Here is an 18912-nt window from a genome sequence, read left to right as displayed (position 1 = left end):
ATCATGTAGTAACAATTCAAGCAAAACAGTAACTTGAGAGAGGAGATGTGTTATGAAAAAGAAAACAAAAAAATTCAGGATGTGTCGATACTTTACGGTCGGATGTCTGGCAGTGGTGATGGCATTCTTTCTCTGGGGAAGTGTAAATAAGAGTCTTCCGGTACAGGCGGCGTTGTATGAATATGGGGATGAAGCTATTAATAAAATAGGAAATTCTTACAGAGACAAAAATGGAAGATATATTCTTAAAGTTGGAGATACGATGACTTTTACTGCCACATATTCCGTATACTCGTATAAGACAGGTATTCGCTGGACTATTTCCAATCCCAGCGTATTGCAATATGCGGGAGGATCATCCAGTTCGTATACCCGAACTGTTCGGGGTGTCAGTCCAGGGGTGTCCACTCTAAATGGAATCATAACATCATACTATTTTGGACCAAATTTTACTCAGGATGTACAGGATGCAGACAATCCATTCCCAATCCATGTAGTAGAACCATTGTCCGGGGCAACTTTATCTCATACGACAATGGCATTGGCTCCGGGAGCAACCGGAAAAATAGATTTGATGACCATAACTCCAGACAGCCTGTATTCTTTATTTGTTACGGAAAGAAGCTATGCATCCTCGGATACTTCAGTGGCAACGGTAGATAATTCAGGTAATATTCAGGCGCTTAAAAATGGAACGACAACGATTTCTTTTATGGGTGACGGCAGAGCGCTGGCAAGTTGTGTTTTAACTGTATCAGACGGAACAAATAATTCAAATAATTCATCTGGAAATAGAAATAATAGTGTATCATCCGGGGGCAAGTCGGGAATGAACCGTGGAAAAGTAAAAGAGTTATCCTTATTAGGTTCAAGGTCATTAAGAGTCCAGATTAAACGGGATACAAACGCTTCCGGATATCAGATTCAGTATTCTACAAACAAAAAATTTAAAAAGAATAAAACGAAAACGGTGAATCTGAAAAAGAATAAAAAGACAACGAAAGTATTAAAAAAATTGAAAAAAGGAAAGAAGTATTACATAAGAGTTCGTTCCTTCAAGAAAACTCGTTCCGGTAATTCCACAACAAAAGTATTTGGGCGTTGGAGTAAAATAATAGTTTCAAAGAAAATCAAATAAGCATTGAAAACTTGCACCTCTCTTTCATGCGTAGTAGAATAGAAGCTACTTTGAAATGAGAGGTGTAATTTTTTGTGCCAGTTACACTGATGAAACGGAGGATGATTTCACATGAAATACGATTTTACTTCCATCATGGACCGCAGGGGTAAAGACGCCCTGGCCATTGATGGTATCGGAGCGGATAAAGTATGGGGAAATGAACCGGACGAGCCCAAGGAAGGCTTTGACTTTATTCCCATGTGGGTAGCAGACATGAATTTTCCTACTTGTCCTTCTGTGACAGAGACGGTCGTAGAGAGACTTCGGCATCCGGCTTTTGGCTATTTCCGGCCATCAGAAGAGTATTATAATTCGATTATCCGGTGGCAGGAGAAGCATTTCGATGTGACCGGACTGAAAAAAGAACATATCGGATATGAAAACGGCGTCCATGGCTGCGTGACCAGCGCGGTCAACGTATTGTCCCAGCCGGGGGATAGAATTCTGATTCACAGTCCGTTTTATCTGGGATTCACCTCAGATATTGAAGGACTGGGAAGAAAATCTGTGTTCAGCCCGCTTAAGAAAGACGCGGAGGGTGTCTGGCGGATGGATTATGAAGACATGGATCGGAAATTGAGGGAGAATCACATTCATCTGGCGATTTTCTGCTCGCCGCATAATCCATGCGGCCGGGTGTGGGAGCGCTGGGAACTGGAGAAGGCTATGGAAGTCTATGCGGCCAACGACTGTTATGTGATCAGCGACGAGATCTGGGCGGATTTGACCTTTTCCGGACACAGACATATTCCAACGCAGATGGTCAGCGACTGGTCGAGAGAACATGTGATCGCCGTGTATGCGCCCAGCAAAACATTTAATCTGGCAGGCATGATCGGCAGTTTTCATGTCATTTACAGCGACTATCTGCGGGACAGAATCACCCGGTACGGCGATGCGACCCATTATAATGAGATGAACGTCCTTTCCATGCACGCCCTCATCGGTGCCTATAAGCCGGAGGGCAGTGAATGGCTTGGGGAATTGCGGACGGTTCTTGAGGAGAATGCACGCTATGCCGTCGAGTTTATCAAAAAGAATTTCCATGGGGTGGATGTGGTCATGCCTCAGGGAACATATATGATATTTTTGGACTGCACGGAATATTGTAAACAGAGTGGAATGACCATTGAGCAGCTGGTAAAAGCAGGCTGGGATGTGGGCGTTGGCTGGCAGGACGGAAGGCCGTTTGGCGGTCCGTGTCATATCCGTATGAATCTGGCTTCTCCGGCCAGCAGGATTAAAGAAGCCTTTGAGCGGTTGAAAAAATATGTATTTTTGCCGTGATGTGAGCAAGATGTTTTTTTAATGAGAATAAAATAGTGGAAACGAAATTTAAAAATGTTTATGAAATATTAATTTACAAAATAATAGTTGACCTCGCTACTATTTTGTGCTATAGTTTCACACGCGAAAAGTTAGTTTGCAAACGTACAGGAAAAGAATTGAAAACTGTGCGGAAAATATAACTAAAAATCCTGCACTTTTATATCAGGAGGAGTGTGAAAAGAAATGTACGACAGCTTTTCCAGAATGGGACGCTGGGTCTCGATTTTTGACAGGCTGATGAAAATGTACTATGACCGCGGTCTGTCTGACTTTGACATCGGCTGGGGACAGCAGTTTTATGTGGAATATCTGTATGAATATCCTGGCGCTTCGCCTCAGGAGATGGTGGAGAGGTTCCGGGTGGATAAAGCAACACTTACAAAGACCATCCGAAAGCTTACCAAAGTGGGATATATCCATGTGACCGGCGATGAGAAAGATCGCCGGATGAAGCACCTTTATCTGACAGAGAAGGCGATTCCGGCGGCAAGGCAGATTAAAAAAATTCATGCGGAATTTTATCAGACGCTTCGGGAGGGAATCTCACCCGAAGCGCTGTCTTTGACAGAAGAGACTCTGCAGAAAATGACAGATAATATTAATCAGAAAGTATGGCACAGAATGGAGGCACAACATGGACAATCTGAAAAATGAAGAAAAACAGCATGCGGGAAAGCGGACAGGAAGTGTACTGCTCAATGACAGAAAGCGCGGCCTGATTTTTATATGTCTGATTGTATCAGGAATAGCATCGTCGACGCTGTCCACAGCCATGACCACGGCTCTGCCGAATCTGGTGGAATATTTTGGCGTGAGCACTTCCATCGGACAGTGGGTGACCAGCGGATATTCCCTGGCCATGGGAATGGTGCTGCCGCTGACGGCATTTTTGATCACACGTTTTCCCACAAAGAAGCTGTATCTGAGCGGGATTGCATGCTTTATTCTGGGGCTGCTGCTGAGCATTTTTACGACAAACTTCGGCGTGATGATGGCGGGACGGATCCTGCAGGCCTGCGGCAACGGCGTTCTGATGTCGGCGGCGCAGGTGGTGATTCTTACCATCTATCCGGTGGAAAAACGGGGGACTATGATGGGAACCTACGGACTTTGCACCACGGCCGCTCCCATCGTGGCGCCGACCATCGCGGGACTGCTCATCGACGCCTTTGGGTGGAAGTCCATTTTTTATGTAGTACTGGTTATCATGGCGGCTTCCCTGCTGCTGTCCTGCTTTGTATTTGAGGACGTGCTGGAACTGCAGGATAAGAAATTTGATGTGATTTCCTTTGTGGAGAGCATTGTGGCCTTTGGAGGCATTACCCTCGGTATTGGAAATATCAGCAGTTTCGGTCTGGTGAGCCTGGAGGCAGGCGCACCTCTGGTTGCAGGAATCATCATCTGCTTGTTTTTTGTTTTCAGGCAAAACAGTCTGGAAAAACCGTTCCTCGATGTGAAGATTCTCAAAAACCGGAATTATGCGGTGAGCGTGATCGCCAGCATGGTTCTCTATCTTGTGATGATGGGATCCTCGGTGATGATGCCGCTGTATGTACAGAGCGTCATGGGATACTCCGCAGTGACCTCGGGTCTTGTAACTCTGCCGGGTTCCTTTGCCACGGCGGTCGTTAGTCCGTTTGCGGGAAGAATCTATGACAAAATGGGTATAAAGAAGCTGTTTGTGGCCGGTTCGGCTGCTCTGCTTGTCAGCAATATAGGAATGTTTTTCCTGACCATGGAGACGCCCCTCTGGGTGGCGGCGGCCTTGAATGTGATTCGGAACATTTCCATAGGAAGCCTCATGATGCCGCTATTAACCTGGGGAACCAGTAATGTGGCACCGCAGAAGGTGGCAGACGCCTCATCTCTGCTGACCTCCTTCCGGACCATAGCCGGCTCCATCGGATCCGCCGTTTTTGTGGGAATCATGACGGTGGTCAGCGCATCCTCCGCACAGACTTATGGGGATGCAGCCATGATGCATGGCATGAACGTCGCCTTTTTCTGGATGGCAGCAGGAGCGCTGGTGCTGCTGCTGATCTCTGTTTTGACGACCGGAGGCTCCAGAGTGTCTTCCTGAAAACGAAAAGCACGGTGACGGGGGAACGGATATACGGCAGCAGATAACGGAGTATAAAGTGAGAGGTACTAACTGCCACACTAAAGGAGACTTCTGTTTGAGGCCTCCTTTTTTTATTATATAAAAGAAGAAAAATATTTCTTGATAGAATAAAGGAGGCAGCAATGAAGAAAATGTTATCGTTGGTTTTATCTCTCACCCTTGCCGCGGCCTGCATGGGCTGCGCAGCCACCGGGGAGAATACACAGAACAGCCTGTCAGAAACAGGTGCGGCGGAGCAGACAACGCAGGAGAAGGAAACTTCTTCCGAAGCGCAGGCACATGAGTCGCTGACTTCGGTAACCCAGGCTGAGATTCCCGAAACCCTCGCGCAGGTTCCGGAAGGATACGAGTTACCTGCCGAACAGCAGGGCTCCATTGAAAGGCTGGATTATACCACCTACGAATCCATGAGCTACGAGGAACAGTCCGAGGAGCTTGAGAAGACCGCGTTGTATACCTGCCTTACGGATATGACGAGGAAGAGCAATACAATGTTTTCTATCTGATGCACGGCGGATGGAGCAACGAGACCACCATGATGGGAACCGACCGGTCGCCGTCAACGCTGAAGAACATCGTGGATCACGCCATCGAGGATGGCCGGATGCAGCCGATGATCATCGTCTGCCCGACTTACAATAATACAAGTCCGGAGGACAGTTCCGATTACGGTCTGGCGCTGCAGCTGACGGACAATTATCATAATGAGCTGATGAACGATCTGATTCCGGCGGTGGAGAGCCGTTACAGTACCTTTGCCGATGATACAACGCCGGAGGCGCTCACGGCTTCCAGAGACCACAGGGCATTTGGCGGATTCTCTTTGTGGAAGCGGACAATGAACAGGAAGGCAATCTCGCCTACAGAGTCCAGGAAGCCGGAACACATTCCGGAGAATACGCGTCCCAGTACATTTACAATGGCCTCTGCTGGTTCTGGAACGAGTAGCAGAATAGATAACAGAGAAGGGAGACATACAAAATGAAACAGAACAAAAACAGACCTTACGTGGTCTGCCACATTTTAAGTGCGCTGGACGGCAATATCAGCGGTTCTTATTTTATGATGCCGGAACTGCAGCCGGTGCAGGAGGCCTTCGCCCGCATCCGTGCCGACTATCAGTGCGACGCGTATCTGGCAGGGGCGGTGACGGCGGCGTCCATCTATGCCGATGGATTCCTGGACGAGGAAGAGATAGAAGAGCTGGAAGCAGCGCGGATTTACCCTCGGGAGACCTACGTGGCGGACCCTCAGGCGCAGCATTATGCGGTCATCATTGATACGGAGGGCAGTCTTCGATGGAACAAAGGGCACATAAAAAGAGCAGGTATGCCGGAGCTGCACATGATCGAGGTCCTGACAGAAAATGTATCGGACGGATACCTTGCCATGCTCCGCCGGGCAGGCATTTCCTATCTGTTTGCCGGAAAAGAACGTCTGGATATCGGACGGTTCCTGGAGACCCTGAAAAAAGAGTTTGGCGTCAACTCCTTGATGATCACCGGCGGAGGCATGGTTGACTGGTCCTTCCTCCAGGCGGGAGCCATCGACGAGCTGAGCCTTGTGTTAAGTCCGCTGGCCGGCGGCGAGACCGACAAGGCGACGGTATTTGACCGCTCCGATTATCTGGCAGAAAATGTACCGGCAGCCTTTTCTCTGCTGGACGTCCGGAAGGTGGAAGGCGACGGAATCTGGCTGCGGTATGTGCCGAAGAATCGGAGATAATAAAAAATAAAAATCTCTTCATGCATCGAATTGGAATGGTGATGCTTTCAGCAATATTTTTTAGTTTAATCAGATGCCCCATCAGGAACTAAAAATCCTGGTGGGATTTTCTTTTTATCTGAACAGCAAAAAAGCTCTTCCGCTGTTGGAAGAGCTTTTTATGCCGATGGCCGGACTCGAACCGGCACGGATTATCTCCGCTTGATTTTGAGTCAAGTGCGTCTGCCAATTCCGCCACATCGGCTTATATTCTGTTCTGCATGTGAGAAGCAGAGAGAATACTTTAAACAAAAACATAGAAAAATATCACGCAGCTGTAACTGATGATTTTGCACATCAACTCTGATATACTATCATATCATAAAAATTCTGTCAATGATTTTTTTGCGTTTACTTTCCTTTTTATATCCTGTAAAAAATGCATTTTTTTGCCTGTTTATGAGAACAGAGATTTTTTCGCCTGTTTTTCCGCTGTTACCGGTGCAGCGTCAGCCGGAAAGGGGAAGATTCCTGTTTTTTGAGCGGAAAGGTTAAATGAACGGTAAACGCGCCCTGGCAGCGTTCCATATCCAGTCTGCCCCCAAGGAGATCTACCATTTTCTGAACATTTTTCAGGCCGATATTGTTGCTGTCCGCATCAGAATATTCTTTTCGTACAGTATTGCCGACAGAAATGTGCACCTGTTCGGGAATGGTGCGGATGACACAAAAGATCCTGACAGGACTTTCCTTGTCGCCGTATTTGAGGATGTTGGAAAACAGATTGGTAAAAATCCTTTTCAGCATCAGGCTGTCGCTGGACAGTTCGGCAGATTCTTCCGGAAAATGGCAGTCCGTCCGGAAGCCGGCAAGTCGGATGTATTCGCAGTTTTCCCGGAGATATTGCAGCAGAGTGTCGGTGGTAAGAACAGAAAACTCCGGGATTTCTTTTTCCTCGGAAACAAGCGCATATTCAAACATGCGGTCTGTGAGCTCCTGGATATCTCCGGTTTTTTTCAGGCACCGGCGCAGATATTCTTCATGGATTTCCGGATTGCGGCGAAGCTGCATGACTTCCAGATAGCCCCGGAGAATCGTAAGAGGGGTACGCAGATCGTGGGAGAGAGCGGTGATCAGATCCTGATTGGCTTTCCGGCTCTCCTGTTCCTGTATGATGTTTTCACGCAGCGTCATCCGGAGATGATCGAGTTCTCTGCCAAGAATGCCGATTTCATCGTTGCCCTGTACACTGATGGGATGCTCCAGATCGCCGGTGGACATACGGAGAATATCTTTTTCCATGGAAATGATGGATTTCATTTTTCTGTTGATAAAGAACAGAAGCGCTGACAGAAACAGTACCACGCAGAAGATAAAGCAGAAAATGTAATAATAAAAAATAAATTCTGCGTTGTGGTACAGATATACTTGAACGCTGTAATAACCGTTTTTAAAATGAAGGGAAAGTTCGACATATTCTTCCCCTATGTTATCAGTAAAATTGGCAGACAGATTATAAAAGAAACTGCTGTGTTTATAAAAGTATTCCGGAAATCTTCCGGTGCGGTAGATACCATCGTCGGCGCCATAAATATACATGCCGGTATATTCGTCGCACAGATTGAAAAAGGGCGCAAATTCTCTCTGCTGTTTCAGATTATTTTCGGAGTCAGGCACAGAATATTCTTTTGCATGGTCATAAAGATTCTGAAAAAAATCATCATGGGATTCCGGAATAGATACTATTCCCATATGTCTTGCGGCATATGCGGCTTCCCATTTGTTCTGCCAGAGAAATTGAAATAATGAGAAACAGAGAACGCCGGTAAGAAGCAGGAGAAGGAAAAACTGATGACGGATTTTCAGGGATGAAATCCAGATGCCAATGTTTTTAATCACAGCGATACCCCTTTCCCCAGATAGTTTTGATAAGAACCGGATTTTTTGGATCTTTTTCAATTTTTTTCCGCAGATTTCTGATATGTACCATGACCGTGTTATTGGCGCCGTAATAATACGACTCTTTCCACACAGTTTCATAGAGGTGTTCCGCGGAAAAAATCTGATGTCTGTGTGTGACAAAAAGAAGGAGAATAGCGTATTCGGTATCAGTGAGGATCAGAGGATTTCCGTCCGCAAATACTTCTTGTTCTTCTTCATGAATTTCCAGATGGTGATATCTGAGAATTTTTTTGGATGAGGATGGCTGTTCCTTACCTTTATAGACCAGATAGCGCCGGATTAAAGCCTTGCTGCGGCTGATTAATTCGTTATAGGAAAAGGGTTTGGCCAGATAATCGTCGCCTCCGCTCGAAAATCCCAGTGTTTTATCACTGTCCTGTGTTCGGGCGCTCAAAAAGAGCACTGGCGCGTTGCAGTTTTTCCGTATGGAGACACAGGTCTGGTATCCGTTTTTCCCCGGCATCATAATATCAAGAATAATCAGGTCAAAATCCTTTTCCATGGTGAGCTGCAGAGCTGTCTCCCCGTCTGCGGCCTCCTCAATCAAAAATCCCTCTCCTTCCAGGAGGACATGAATGATTTCTCTGATTTCAGGATTGTCGTCTACAATTAAAATTCGTGAGTGTTCCATCGTATTTCGTTCTCCTTTCCAGACCATTTTCCTGTCTATTATACCGAAAATTAAGAAAAAACGGGGCTCTCTTAAGAAAAATTAAGAAATGATTTTGGGGTTTTTTAAGAATCCTCGTTTAGAGTTAGTCCCAAAATGGAAAGCTATGTGCGGACGCGTTTTTATCAGGAGAATGCATCAGTAAAATGCATACGGCTGCGCAGGATAGCTGCTGGAGGTGTAAAACAGGTGAAAATAGGACAACTGTGGATGAAAGGACAACCATGGATTGAGAGAAATAAAAATAGAAAATATTTGTCGGTTCTTCCGCCGCTGCTTCTTTTGCTGCTTACTGTATTTTTTTGCTGGCTGTTTTGTCTGCGGTTTGGCGTGTTCGGATCAAAAATTGACTGGATCAGCCAGCATAGCGTGATACCTGATTATTTCAGGCAGCAGTTTTATGACACCGGCAATTTTTTTCCGGAGTTTGCGGCCAATCTGGGAGCCGGACAAAATATTTACCATTATTCTTATTACGGACTCTACAGTCCAGTCATTTTAGTTTCTTATCTTCTGCCTTTTGTAAAAATGTCAGATTATATGATGGCGGCGCAGTTCGTCTGTCTGGCGTCTTCTGTCATTCTTATGTATATCTGGCTGCAAAAACAGCAATTTAGAAGAAGTATATGTTTTGGTACGGCAGTATTATTTCTTCTGGCCGCGCCAATGATTTTCCATTCTTATAATCAGATTATGTTTGTAAACTATATGCCGTTTCTCTGTATGGGGCTGCTGAGCGTAGACAGGTATTTTCAGTCAGAGGCAGGCGGACGAAAAAAAGGCGGTTTGCTGATTCTGAGTGTTTTTCTTATGATTATGACCAGTTTCTATTTCAGCATTGGAGGAATGCTTGTTCTGGGTGTTTATGCCGTTCACCGGTATCTGCTGGAATGCGACCGGCAGGGGCTGAGAATCACTGTTTTAGATTTTATCAAAGAAGGCGTGGGATTTGCCGCCCGTCTTATATTGGCCGTAATGATGAGCGGAGTGCTTCTCATTCCGACTTTGTATGCTCTGACAGGGAGAGGAAGCGGTACAAATGATATTTCCTGGAAAGAGCTTCTTATTCCGCAGTTTCATATCAAGGAATTTTGTTATACGCCGTATGGACTGGGGCTGACGACACTCGCTTTTACTGTGCTATTATCCGTGTTGTTCTTTAAAAAGCGGCACAATAAAATACTGGCAGGAAGCAGTTTGATTCTGCTGCTCATTCCAATGTTTTCCTGGATGCTGAACGGAGGTCTTTATATCAGGGATAAAGCATTGATTCCTTTTCTTCCGGTACTTTGTTATCTGATCGCTTTATATCTTCATTCTATGGAAAAAGTCAGAAAAACGAAGACGGAATTGTACTGGTATATTTGCCCCTATATATTGACTATAATTCTTATTGTCTTGCAGCGGGAACAAATCGGAGCAAACTGGCAGTTTCTGTTGTTTATGGCTGATGCTGTCTTTATGCTTTTATGCTTTTGCATTGTCTGCAAAAAGAGAAATGCGCTGGTGATTTTAACTCCGGCAATATGTTTCCTGATTCTGTTCGGAACCGTATGCCATCAAAAAATGGACCGTGCGATCGATACGGAATATTATAAAACGCTGACCGACAAAGAGATTGGAAGTCTTATAAAAGAAACATTAGATGGAGAAACAGGGATGTACCGGACGGAACAAGCCGGCAGTTCAGATGAAAATGGCGCAAATATTAACCGTATCTGGACAGAACAACAATATATTTCTTCTATGTATTCTTCCGGATACCATCAAGGTTACGACAGTTTTCGAAAAGAAACTTTCCAGCTGGAACAGCCGTTTAGAAATTGTCTGATGCAGTCTTTTTCTTATAATCCTGTGTTTCAGAGATTAATGGGAATAAAATACATTTTATCAAAAAAAGACATATCAGGTTATGAGAAAGTGGGAGAGCAGGGAGATTGGAACGTTTATGAAAATAAATCTGTTTCTCCGGTCATTTACAGCACAGACCGTGTTATGACGGCTTCGGAATATGAGAAACTTGAATTCCCGTATAATCAGCTGGCACTGCTGTATTATGCCGTTGCAAATAATAACGTGGCGGCTGATGAAGGCAAAGAATCTTATATCGGGGTACAGGAAGAGATACGGAAAGATGGAAATATTCAAGACATTTTTGACGAGTTTGTATCCGGAATCAGTGAAAGCAGCTGGCTGAAAAAGAGTTCCGGAAGGATTGATATATCTGCAGAAGAGGAGAAAAAAATTTCGGTTTCTGTCCCTCAGGAAGAAAACTCGCAGGGAAAACAGGACGATGGACGCCAGAATGTGATTTTCATACAATTTAAGGTAAAAAATCTGCATCCAAATCAGGATATGTCCATTCAGGTGGGTGATGTAAAAAATACTCTGACAGCAAAATGTCACTATTATTATAATGATAATACTACGTTTTCTTTTGCAGTTCCGCTGGAGGAAGGCCAGGAAGCCGTCGAAATATCTTTTAAAAAAGGAGAGTATCAGCTGTCAGATATGCAGGTTTACCAGGGCAGCTTGCCGGCACAAAGCGGCCTGTATCAATCGGAATTATCACTGGATAAGGATAAAACGAAGGGAAATGTCATCTCCGGCGAGATTACTGTGACAAAAGCCGGATACTTGGTCACGACAATTCCTTATGAAAATAATTTTACCGTATATGTGGATGGAAAAAAGACAGAGACGAAGGAAGTTGATACGGCGTTTCTCGGATGCCTGATTGAGGAAGGCACTCATTCCATTGAAATCGTTTATCACGCGCCGGGATTGTCGGCAGGGAAAGCAATGTCACTGTCAGGCTGGCTTCTCTTTGCGCTTCTGTCTGGTATACAAGAATGGAGAAAAAGGCGGGAGCCCGCAGTATAATTTTCTTTACATTTCCATACGGAAGTATTACCATAAAATGGCTGCAGGAAACTGCAGAATAAATAAAAGATCTGATGGAATCAGAAAGGAAAGATAGTGATGACAGAACGTGAAAAAAGGGATCTTGGACTGTGGTATGACGCTAATTATGATGCGGAACTTCTTGAAGAACGTGAAAAGGCGGAGGAGCTTTGCTTTGCGTTAAATCATATCGCTCCCCGGGAGCACGAGAAACAAAATAGAATAATAGGTGAGCTTCTGGCTCAATTTGGAGAGGGGAGCACCATACTGGCGCCGTTTAATGTGGATTATGGATACAACTGCCGCATCGGTGATAATACCTTTGTTAATCATTACGCATATTTTATGGATTGTGCGCCGATAACTATCGGTAACTACTGCTTTATCGGCCCATACTGCGGTATGTACACTGCTATTCATCCGCTGGTGGCCGGGGAGCGTAATCAGGGACTGGAGATTGCCAAACCGATCACTGTGGGAGACAATGTCTGGATTGGCGCAAATGTGACGATTCTTCCGGGCGTTACTATCGGAGAGGGAAGCGTCATCGGAGCCAAAAGCGTGGTGACCAAAGATATTCCTGCCAATGTTCTTGCCGTAGGGAATCCGTGCAGAGTCATCCGGGAGATTACCGAGGAGGACAGGATTGCGAGAAAGTAAATGTGATGATACCTGTAAGACGTTTCAGGCATAGCAAACTATACGTTTCAGGCATTTGCAACTTAATTCGATGAGATTTATAATAAAAATGATAAACAGAAGCGTATGAATATAATGCTTGAGGAAGTCAGGAGGATGAAAAATGGTATACAGAGATTTTCAGGATTTGAAGTTATCGGCGCTGGGTATGGGCGCAATGCGTCTTCCGGTCATTGACGGCGATGACGCCAGAATTGACGAGGCGGCTGCAGAACAGATGGTTGCCTACGCCATGGAACACGGCGTCAATTATTATGATACGGCGTGGGGCTATCACAATGGCAATTCCGAGCTGGTTATGGGAAAAGCTCTCAGCAAATATCCGAGAGATAAGTTTTATCTTGCCACCAAGTTCCCGGGCTACGACCTGTCCAACATGCCGAAGGTAAAAGAAATCTTTGAAAAACAGCTGGAAAAATGTCAGGTAGAATATTTTGATTTCTATCTGTTCCACAATGTGTGCGAGATGAATATCGACGCTTACCTTGATGAGAAATACGGCATTTTCGAGTATCTCATGGAACAGAAGAAAAACGGACGGATCAGACATCTCGGTTTCTCTGCTCACGGAAGCTATGATGTAATGAAACGTTTCCTGGACGCTTACGGCGAGCACATGGAGTTCTGCCAGATTCAGCTGAATTACATAGACTGGACATTCCAGGATGCCAAGGCGAAAGTGGAACTGTTAAAAGAACATAATATTCCGGTATGGGTAATGGAACCGCTGCGGGGCGGTAAGCTGGCAACGCTGCCGGAGAAAGAAACAGCTGCTCTGAAGGCCCTGCGTCCGGATGAGGATATTCCGGCGTGGGCGTTCCGTTTCCTGCAGTCCATTCCGGAGGTGACCATGGTATTATCCGGTATGTCCAACGCGGAACAGATGAAGGCTAATATCGAAACCTTTGAGACGGATAAACCGCTTAATGAGAAGGAGATGAGAGCACTTCTTTCCATTGCGGACGGTATGTTGAACGGCACACTGCCTTGTACTGCCTGTCATTATTGCGTCAGTCACTGTCCGAAGGGACTGGATATTCCGAATCTTCTGGAACTCTACAATGAGCACAGCTTTACCGGCGGCGGATTCATCGCACCGATGGCATTGAGTGCGGTGCCGGAAGAGAAATGGCCGTCAGCCTGTATCGGCTGCAGAAGCTGTGAGAAGGTCTGTCCGCAGCAAATTAAGATATCCGAAGCCATGGCAGATTTTGCAGCGAAGCTGAAAGGCTGATAATTTCGGCGGATGCTAACGGTGCAAAGACGCTGATGATTCCGGCAGATGCCAATCGTACAAAGGCGCCGGAACAAAAATGTAGAATCATATAATATATCTTTGTCTTCGACCCGGCGTTTTGCCGGGTCTTTTTTCGTCATAGGAGAGCAGTCAACACCTTTAGGTATACAGTTTTATAACACATCGAGAATTCTATTCCCGGAAGGATTCGGCTACAATACATTTGTAAGGAGAAATGAAAAGATAACCCAGGGATTGCGGTGCGTGCGAAGAAACGCGCAGCTGCGGCCCGGCGAGAGTATATCAGGGAGGAATGTATCATGGAATATTTCAACTTAAATAGCGGAACAAAGATTCCGGCAGCCGGTATCGGCACTTTCCTTTTAAGCCCGGCGGAGGCAGAGAATTCTGTGCTGGTGGCGCTGCAGAACGGATATGAACTGATCGACACGGCCAACGGCTATATGAATGAGAAAGGCGTGGGACGGGGAATCAAACGTTCCGGCGTGGCAAGAGAAAACATTTACCTCTCCACCAAGCTTTGGCCAAGCGTTTACGCCGACGCTGATGCGGCCATTGACGCCACATTAAAGAGACTGGACGTGGATTATGTGGATCTGCTGTTCCTGCATCAGCCGGTGGGCGACTATATCGGCGCGTACAAAGCCATGGAGCGAGCTGTGAAAGCGGGAAAGGTACGTTCACTGGGACTTTCCAACTTTACGGAAGATATGATCAAAGAGGTTGTGGACGCCACGGAGATCAAACCGGCGGTACTGCAGACGGAGGCGCATCCGTATTATCCGCAGACAGCCATGAAGGCATTTCTTAAGGACATGGGCACGAAGATTATGGCCTGGTATCCGCTGGGACATGGAGATAAGGCGCTGCTCAACGAGAGAGTATTCACGGAGCTTGCCGGTAAATACGGCAAATCCACTGCGCAGATCATCCTGAGATGGCATACCCAGATGGGCAATATCGTTATCCCTGGTTCTAAGAGTGAGGCGCATATTAAGGACAACCTGAACATTTTTGACTTCACTCTGACGGACGACGAGATGGCAGACATCGCGAAAACAGATAAAAATGTACGGTATTACACAGCAACAAAACAGATGCTGCAGGGATACCTCGCCATGGCGCCGGACTTTGACAGCCAGGAATAATCAGAAAGAAAAGGCAGGAGGAAGAAGTATCTGCGAAACTTTAAGAATTCGTGAAGAATATGAAAAATGTGATAATGATATCGATGATAATGATTATGACCGCTCTGCTCTGTGCCTGCGGAACCAGCGAGGCGCGGCAGAGCAGCGGAGAGCAGACAACGGAAGCGGCAGAGAATGCCACCGCCCGGGCGGACACTCCAACGGAGCCGTTTACACAGGATACTACGGTGGGAGAAGTTATTCATGACCCTGCTTTCGGGGATTTTGGCCGGCTGCTTTTCCCGGTGGACCGCTATATCAGCGAGGACATGACTTTGGCGGATATCAGCAGCAGCGATGTGTATGTCTGGTACTCCAATATTGACGCAGATAAGACCGTTGAGATTGTCAACGATCTGAAAACGAGAGCCGAAAACGGCGAGCAGTTTTTTTATAACATCTATTCGGATGATGAGATAGAAGAAGACGCGTCCAGGGCAGATACGGGATTATTCTTTTTTAAGGGTGATCCGGGAGCAAAATTTGCCATCATGAACGCAGGCGGCGGGTTTATGTATGTGGGAGCCATGCACGACAGCTTTCCTCACGCCCTTGAGGTAAGCAAAAAGGGCTACAACGCATTTGCTCTCATATACCGCCCGGATTACGCCTATGAAGATCTGGCGCAGGCCATTGCCTATATTTATGACCACGCAGAGGAGCTTCAGGTGGATAAAGAGGGGTACTCACTCTGGGGCGGTTCCGCGGGAGCCAGAATGGCGGCGGAGCTTGGCAACGCCAGCTACGGCCCTGCCTATTATGGCAGACCGGATATTCCGCAGGCTGCTGCGGTCATCATGCAGTACACCGGCTACAGCGACGCTTCCCCGCAGGATGCGCCGACTTACGCCTGTGTGGGAACCAATGACGGAATCGCCAGCTGGAGAACTATACAGCGACGTCTTGAGACGCTGGAAGGCTATGGAATCCCGACGGAATTCCATGTATATAACGGACTGAGGCACGGCTTCGGTCTGGGAACCGACACCGTGGCGGAGGGCTGGATCAACGACGCGGTGGCCTTCTGGGAAGCGCAGATGTAACGGGTAATGTGATCCGCTTCCCGGCATACAAAAGATAAATGCAAATAAATACATGTCTTTGTTTTTCTTTCTTTAAAAAGGCTGTTGTACTAAAACGGTACAGCAGCCTTTTTTAAGGAGAACTTAAGGCTGCCTTATCCTTCTTTTAAGGGACACGTGCTATTCTTTCTTCAGGAGCAAAAGTAATTCACGAAAATGCGATATGAATTCATCCGAAGGAAAGGAGGCACAGCCATGAGCCAGTACATGATAGAAACCAATGATCTGACTAAAAAATATGGGGAGCAGTCGGGGGTGTTTGGAGCCAGCCTGCATATAAAGCCCGGGAGGATTTACGGGCTGCTCGGGAGAAACGGAGCCGGCAAGACGACCATCATGCGAATGCTTCTGGGGCTGACAGCGCCCACATCGGGGCAGATACGGATATTCGGGAAACCGCTGCCGGGCAATGAGACACGGATTCTTCCACACGTGGGGAGTCTCATTGAGTCGCCGGGTTTTTATCCGAATCTCACCGGAACGGAGAATCTGAGGATTTTTGCCAGACTGCGGCAGATAAAGAATCCGGAGGCGATACGGGAAGCCCTCGCCCTCGTAAATCTGCCCTACAAAGATAAGAAGCTGTTCTCCCAGTATTCCCTTGGTATGAAGCAGAGGCTTGCCATCGCCCTTGCTATCATGCATGACCCGGATCTTCTGATTCTTGACGAGCCCATCAACGGCCTTGATCCCATCGGCATCGCGGAGGTCCGCGATTTCATACGGAAGCTTTGCCGGGAGAGAGGGAAGACCATCATGATCTCCAGCCACATTTTGTCGGAGATCGCGCTGCTGGCCGATGATATCGGCATCATCGACCACGGCAGACTGCTGGAAGAGGAGAGTCTTGAAGAGCTGGAACGAAAGAACAGCCGGTACATTTATCTGGAAGTGTCGGAGCCGGAGCGGGCAGGAAATCTTCTGGCAGAAAGGCTGGCGCTCCCGGTTGCGGATTATGAGGCAGACGGCGTGAACGGCCTGCACATTTACAATATGCAGGTGCAGATTCAGGACATTCTCCCGGTTTTGGTGCAGAACGGCCTTTCCGTTTCCTGCGCGAAGATCTGCGAGGACACCCTGGAAGATTATTTTAAGAAGGTGACAGGGGGTGAGGGGATTGCCTGAACTTCTTGTATGCGAGTTTATGAAGCTGAAAAGGAAGAAGCTCATTCCGGCCATTGTTGCCCTGTCAGTGCTGTTTCCTCTTTTGGTGGTATATGTGACAAAGTCCGGCATGAGCGGCGATATGAGCGCAGCCTATCTGCAGCAGCGGTTTGATTACTCCTACTCGTTGATGCTTTCTTACGGCCTGGTTCTGCTGGAACCCTGCCTGCTGGGTATTCTTGCGTCGCTTTTGTTTTTCCTGGAGAGAGATAATGACACATTCAAAAATATCCGGGTCATCCCGGTCACGACCACGAAGCTGGTGCTGGCAAAGCTTCTGGTTCTGCTGATCTACAGTCTGATCTATACGCTGGCAAATGTACTGTTCACCGTTTTGTTTACCTGGATTCTCGGGGCAGGGACAGTATATGAGCTGGGATTTAAGATAGGGCTTGCCTGCCTGTTCAGCGTGGGGATCACCGTCGCCTCTTTGCCGGTGATCGTGTGTATTGTATATTTTAATAAGACCTATTTGATTTCTATGTTGTTATCGTTTTTTTACGCGATATTGTCCTGGGGCATGTTGGCGGTGGTGTCCATGAATCTTTCTCTCATACGGATTATCAACTGTTTTCCAATCCTGTGTGTTATGAACTGGACCAGCGGGCTGCTACTGTGGCACAGTCCCCAGAAAAATCTGACTCCGGAAGCCTATGCCATGATTCCGTCGAATCCGGAGGCTTTTGCGGTGCTGGGCGTTACGCTGGCGGTCAGCCAGTTTCTGATCTTTCGGTTTTACAGGAGGTGGACAAGATGAAAGACTGTGTTGTTACGGAATTCTGGAAAATCAAACGGTATTCGGTGGTGAAGGCGGGAGCGGTTATGACGGTTCTTTCGGTATTCATGGGATTTTTTTATTCCACGGCGAGTACCTCTGAGGGCTGGGATTTCTCCTATTACGTTCATGAGATCATCAGCACCAACTGTACATATTTTTTCCCGGTGATCATCATGCTCATGGCGGTTTTTCTGACGGCCCGGGAGAGGACGGATGACACATTAAAATCCATCCTGACGATCCCCGTTTCCTACAGGAATCTGCTGACGGGCAAGCTGATTCTTCTGCTGTTTCTGACCGTGGCCTTCAGTCTCTGCAATATCGTTTTTGCCGTGATGGTCAACGGTTTTCTGGGCCTGCCGGGTATGACGGTGCAGACGGTGGCCGCTGCTGCCGGGCGGATCATCCTGTCAAATGTACTGATCTACGTGGCGGTGCTTCCGCTGATCGTTCTCAATACATTTCTTCTGAAAAGCAGCGTGTTCGGCGTGGCCTTCGCCTTTGTGTACGGCTATCTGGGAACCTTTGAGGGGCGGATCATGAACTGGTATCCTGTCAAGGCGGCGATGATCCTGTCAGACTCGTACTGCGGCAGCGGTTATGATTTAGGAGATTTCACATATCAGGCGCCGCCGGCGGCGGCCGTGCTGGCAATCTTTCTGCTGGCAGCTGTCCTGCTGCTTATGGTGTTGTCCGGACGGAACGGGCAAACGGAAGTCCGGGGAAGAAAAGGCAGGGCAGTATTAAAGAAGGGACACGACAAACGCATGAATGAATAAATTGTGAACATCCATCCTGATTTTCTGGTATACTCAAAGAAAAAAGGATAGGAGTTCTTCTATGAAAGCACTTTTAGATTATGTAAGCACAGTA

General features: G+C 46.9%; 17 protein-coding genes and 1 tRNA gene. 15 read left to right on the top strand and 3 right to left on the bottom strand.

Going from position 1 to position 18912, the window contains the following annotated elements; genetic code table 11:
* The first annotated feature begins 52 nt into the window (after positions 1–52).
* The 7 genes from B5F87_RS07595 (at position 53) to B5F87_RS07565 (ending at position 6356) form a co-directional block, all read left to right on the top strand.
* Positions 53–1138, top strand: coding sequence for an Ig-like domain-containing protein (locus B5F87_RS07595; protein WP_087279203.1), 1086 nt, complete (start codon positions 53–55; stop codon positions 1136–1138).
* 111 nt (positions 1139–1249) lie between these two features.
* Positions 1250–2467, top strand: a complete 1218-nt coding sequence (locus tag B5F87_RS07590; protein WP_087279201.1) for an aminotransferase class I/II-fold pyridoxal phosphate-dependent enzyme — start codon at positions 1250–1252, stop codon at positions 2465–2467.
* A gap of 225 nt (positions 2468–2692) precedes the next feature.
* Entirely contained in the window at positions 2693–3163 is a 471-nt protein-coding gene (locus tag B5F87_RS07585; protein ID WP_087279198.1) for a MarR family transcriptional regulator, read from the top strand.
* Complete coding sequence (locus tag B5F87_RS07580) at positions 3144–4589, top strand: MDR family MFS transporter (RefSeq protein ID WP_087279195.1); 1446 nt, start codon at positions 3144–3146, stop codon at positions 4587–4589. The genes B5F87_RS07585 and B5F87_RS07580 overlap by 20 nt, the downstream gene beginning before the upstream one ends.
* A 164-nt stretch (positions 4590–4753) precedes the next feature.
* Entirely contained in the window at positions 4754–5137 is a 384-nt protein-coding gene (locus tag B5F87_RS07575) for a hypothetical protein (protein WP_087279192.1), read from the top strand.
* The gene (locus tag B5F87_RS07570) at positions 5137–5616 is read left to right on the top strand and encodes a hypothetical protein (protein WP_087279189.1); all 480 of its coding nucleotides are present in this window, start codon (positions 5137–5139) and stop codon (positions 5614–5616) included. Before B5F87_RS07575 ends, B5F87_RS07570 begins: the two co-directional genes overlap by 1 nt.
* A complete protein-coding gene (locus B5F87_RS07565; RefSeq protein ID WP_087279185.1) occupies positions 5613–6356 on the top strand; it encodes a dihydrofolate reductase family protein in 744 nt (247 codons plus the stop codon). The genes B5F87_RS07570 and B5F87_RS07565 overlap by 4 nt, the downstream gene beginning before the upstream one ends.
* 161 nt (positions 6357–6517) lie before the next feature.
* Here B5F87_RS07565 and B5F87_RS07560 read toward each other — a convergent pair.
* The 3 genes from B5F87_RS07560 to B5F87_RS07550 all read right to left on the bottom strand — a co-directional run bounded on the left by B5F87_RS07560 (position 6518) and on the right by B5F87_RS07550 (position 8928).
* A tRNA-Leu gene (locus B5F87_RS07560) sits at positions 6518–6600 on the bottom strand.
* A 230-nt stretch (positions 6601–6830) separates the two neighbouring features.
* Entirely contained in the window at positions 6831–8234 is a 1404-nt protein-coding gene (locus B5F87_RS07555; RefSeq protein ID WP_087279182.1) for a HAMP domain-containing sensor histidine kinase, read from the bottom strand.
* Positions 8227–8928 (bottom strand): response regulator transcription factor, encoded by a 702-nt coding sequence (locus B5F87_RS07550; RefSeq protein ID WP_087279179.1) that lies wholly within the window; start codon positions 8926–8928, stop codon positions 8227–8229. The genes B5F87_RS07555 and B5F87_RS07550 overlap by 8 nt, the downstream gene beginning before the upstream one ends.
* A 249-nt stretch (positions 8929–9177) precedes the next feature.
* Here B5F87_RS07550 and B5F87_RS07545 point away from each other — a divergent pair, with 249 nt between their 5' ends.
* From B5F87_RS07545 to B5F87_RS07510, 8 genes are all read left to right on the top strand, one after another.
* The gene (locus B5F87_RS07545) at positions 9178–11850 is read left to right on the top strand and encodes a YfhO family protein (protein WP_158096991.1); all 2673 of its coding nucleotides are present in this window, start codon (positions 9178–9180) and stop codon (positions 11848–11850) included.
* Positions 11851–11949: 99 nt separating this feature from the next.
* Positions 11950–12531 carry a sugar O-acetyltransferase gene (locus tag B5F87_RS07540; RefSeq protein ID WP_087279174.1) on the top strand — a complete coding sequence of 194 codons (582 nt, stop codon included), beginning with the start codon at positions 11950–11952 and terminating at the stop codon, positions 12529–12531.
* A gap of 142 nt (positions 12532–12673) precedes the next feature.
* A complete protein-coding gene (locus tag B5F87_RS07535) occupies positions 12674–13804 on the top strand; it encodes an aldo/keto reductase (RefSeq protein WP_087279171.1) in 1131 nt (376 codons plus the stop codon).
* A 323-nt stretch (positions 13805–14127) separates the two neighbouring features.
* Positions 14128–14976: an aldo/keto reductase gene (locus B5F87_RS07530; protein ID WP_087279501.1), complete on the top strand. Its 849-nt coding sequence runs from the start codon at positions 14128–14130 to the stop codon at positions 14974–14976.
* Positions 14977–15050: 74 nt separating this feature from the next.
* The gene (locus B5F87_RS07525) at positions 15051–16058 is read left to right on the top strand and encodes an alpha/beta hydrolase (protein WP_242964318.1); all 1008 of its coding nucleotides are present in this window, start codon (positions 15051–15053) and stop codon (positions 16056–16058) included.
* A gap of 234 nt (positions 16059–16292) precedes the next feature.
* Positions 16293–17222, top strand: a complete 930-nt coding sequence (locus tag B5F87_RS07520) for an ABC transporter ATP-binding protein (protein WP_087279168.1) — start codon at positions 16293–16295, stop codon at positions 17220–17222.
* Complete coding sequence (locus B5F87_RS07515; RefSeq protein WP_087279165.1) at positions 17215–18018, top strand: ABC transporter permease; 804 nt, start codon at positions 17215–17217, stop codon at positions 18016–18018. Before B5F87_RS07520 ends, B5F87_RS07515 begins: the two co-directional genes overlap by 8 nt.
* Positions 18015–18818, top strand: a complete 804-nt coding sequence (locus B5F87_RS07510; protein WP_087279162.1) for an ABC transporter permease — start codon at positions 18015–18017, stop codon at positions 18816–18818. The genes B5F87_RS07515 and B5F87_RS07510 overlap by 4 nt, the downstream gene beginning before the upstream one ends.
* Positions 18819–18912: the final 94 nt, after the last annotated feature.

The organism is Eubacterium sp. An3 (assembly GCF_002159465.1).
Lineage (GTDB): Bacteria > Bacillota > Clostridia > Lachnospirales > Lachnospiraceae > Anaerobutyricum > Anaerobutyricum stercoris.
This window is presented reverse-complemented; position numbering and strand designations above follow the sequence as displayed.

Bases quoted from the DNA above. Each gene is read 5' to 3' on its own strand.
- B5F87_RS07545 (WP_158096991.1), top strand. From the start codon at position 9,178: ATGAAAGGACAACCATGGATTGAGAGAAATAAAAATAGAAAATATTTG.
- B5F87_RS07540 (WP_087279174.1), top strand. From the start codon at position 11,950: ATGACAGAACGTGAAAAAAGGGATCTTGGACTGTGGTATGACGCTAAT.
- B5F87_RS07525 (WP_242964318.1), top strand. From the start codon at position 15,051: ATGATATCGATGATAATGATTATGACCGCTCTGCTCTGTGCCTGCGGA.
- B5F87_RS07585 (WP_087279198.1), top strand. From the start codon at position 2,693: ATGTACGACAGCTTTTCCAGAATGGGACGCTGGGTCTCGATTTTTGAC.
- B5F87_RS07580 (WP_087279195.1), top strand. From the start codon at position 3,144: ATGGACAATCTGAAAAATGAAGAAAAACAGCATGCGGGAAAGCGGACA.
- B5F87_RS07510 (WP_087279162.1), top strand. From the start codon at position 18,015: ATGAAAGACTGTGTTGTTACGGAATTCTGGAAAATCAAACGGTATTCG.
- B5F87_RS07595 (WP_087279203.1), top strand. From the start codon at position 53: ATGAAAAAGAAAACAAAAAAATTCAGGATGTGTCGATACTTTACGGTC.
- B5F87_RS07570 (WP_087279189.1), top strand. From the start codon at position 5,137: ATGCACGGCGGATGGAGCAACGAGACCACCATGATGGGAACCGACCGG.
- B5F87_RS07575 (WP_087279192.1), top strand. From the start codon at position 4,754: ATGAAGAAAATGTTATCGTTGGTTTTATCTCTCACCCTTGCCGCGGCC.
- B5F87_RS07590 (WP_087279201.1), top strand. From the start codon at position 1,250: ATGAAATACGATTTTACTTCCATCATGGACCGCAGGGGTAAAGACGCC.
- B5F87_RS07520 (WP_087279168.1), top strand. From the start codon at position 16,293: ATGAGCCAGTACATGATAGAAACCAATGATCTGACTAAAAAATATGGG.
- B5F87_RS07535 (WP_087279171.1), top strand. From the start codon at position 12,674: ATGGTATACAGAGATTTTCAGGATTTGAAGTTATCGGCGCTGGGTATG.
- B5F87_RS07550 (WP_087279179.1), bottom strand. From the start codon at position 8,928: ATGGAACACTCACGAATTTTAATTGTAGACGACAATCCTGAAATCAGA.
- B5F87_RS07530 (WP_087279501.1), top strand. From the start codon at position 14,128: ATGGAATATTTCAACTTAAATAGCGGAACAAAGATTCCGGCAGCCGGT.
- B5F87_RS07565 (WP_087279185.1), top strand. From the start codon at position 5,613: ATGAAACAGAACAAAAACAGACCTTACGTGGTCTGCCACATTTTAAGT.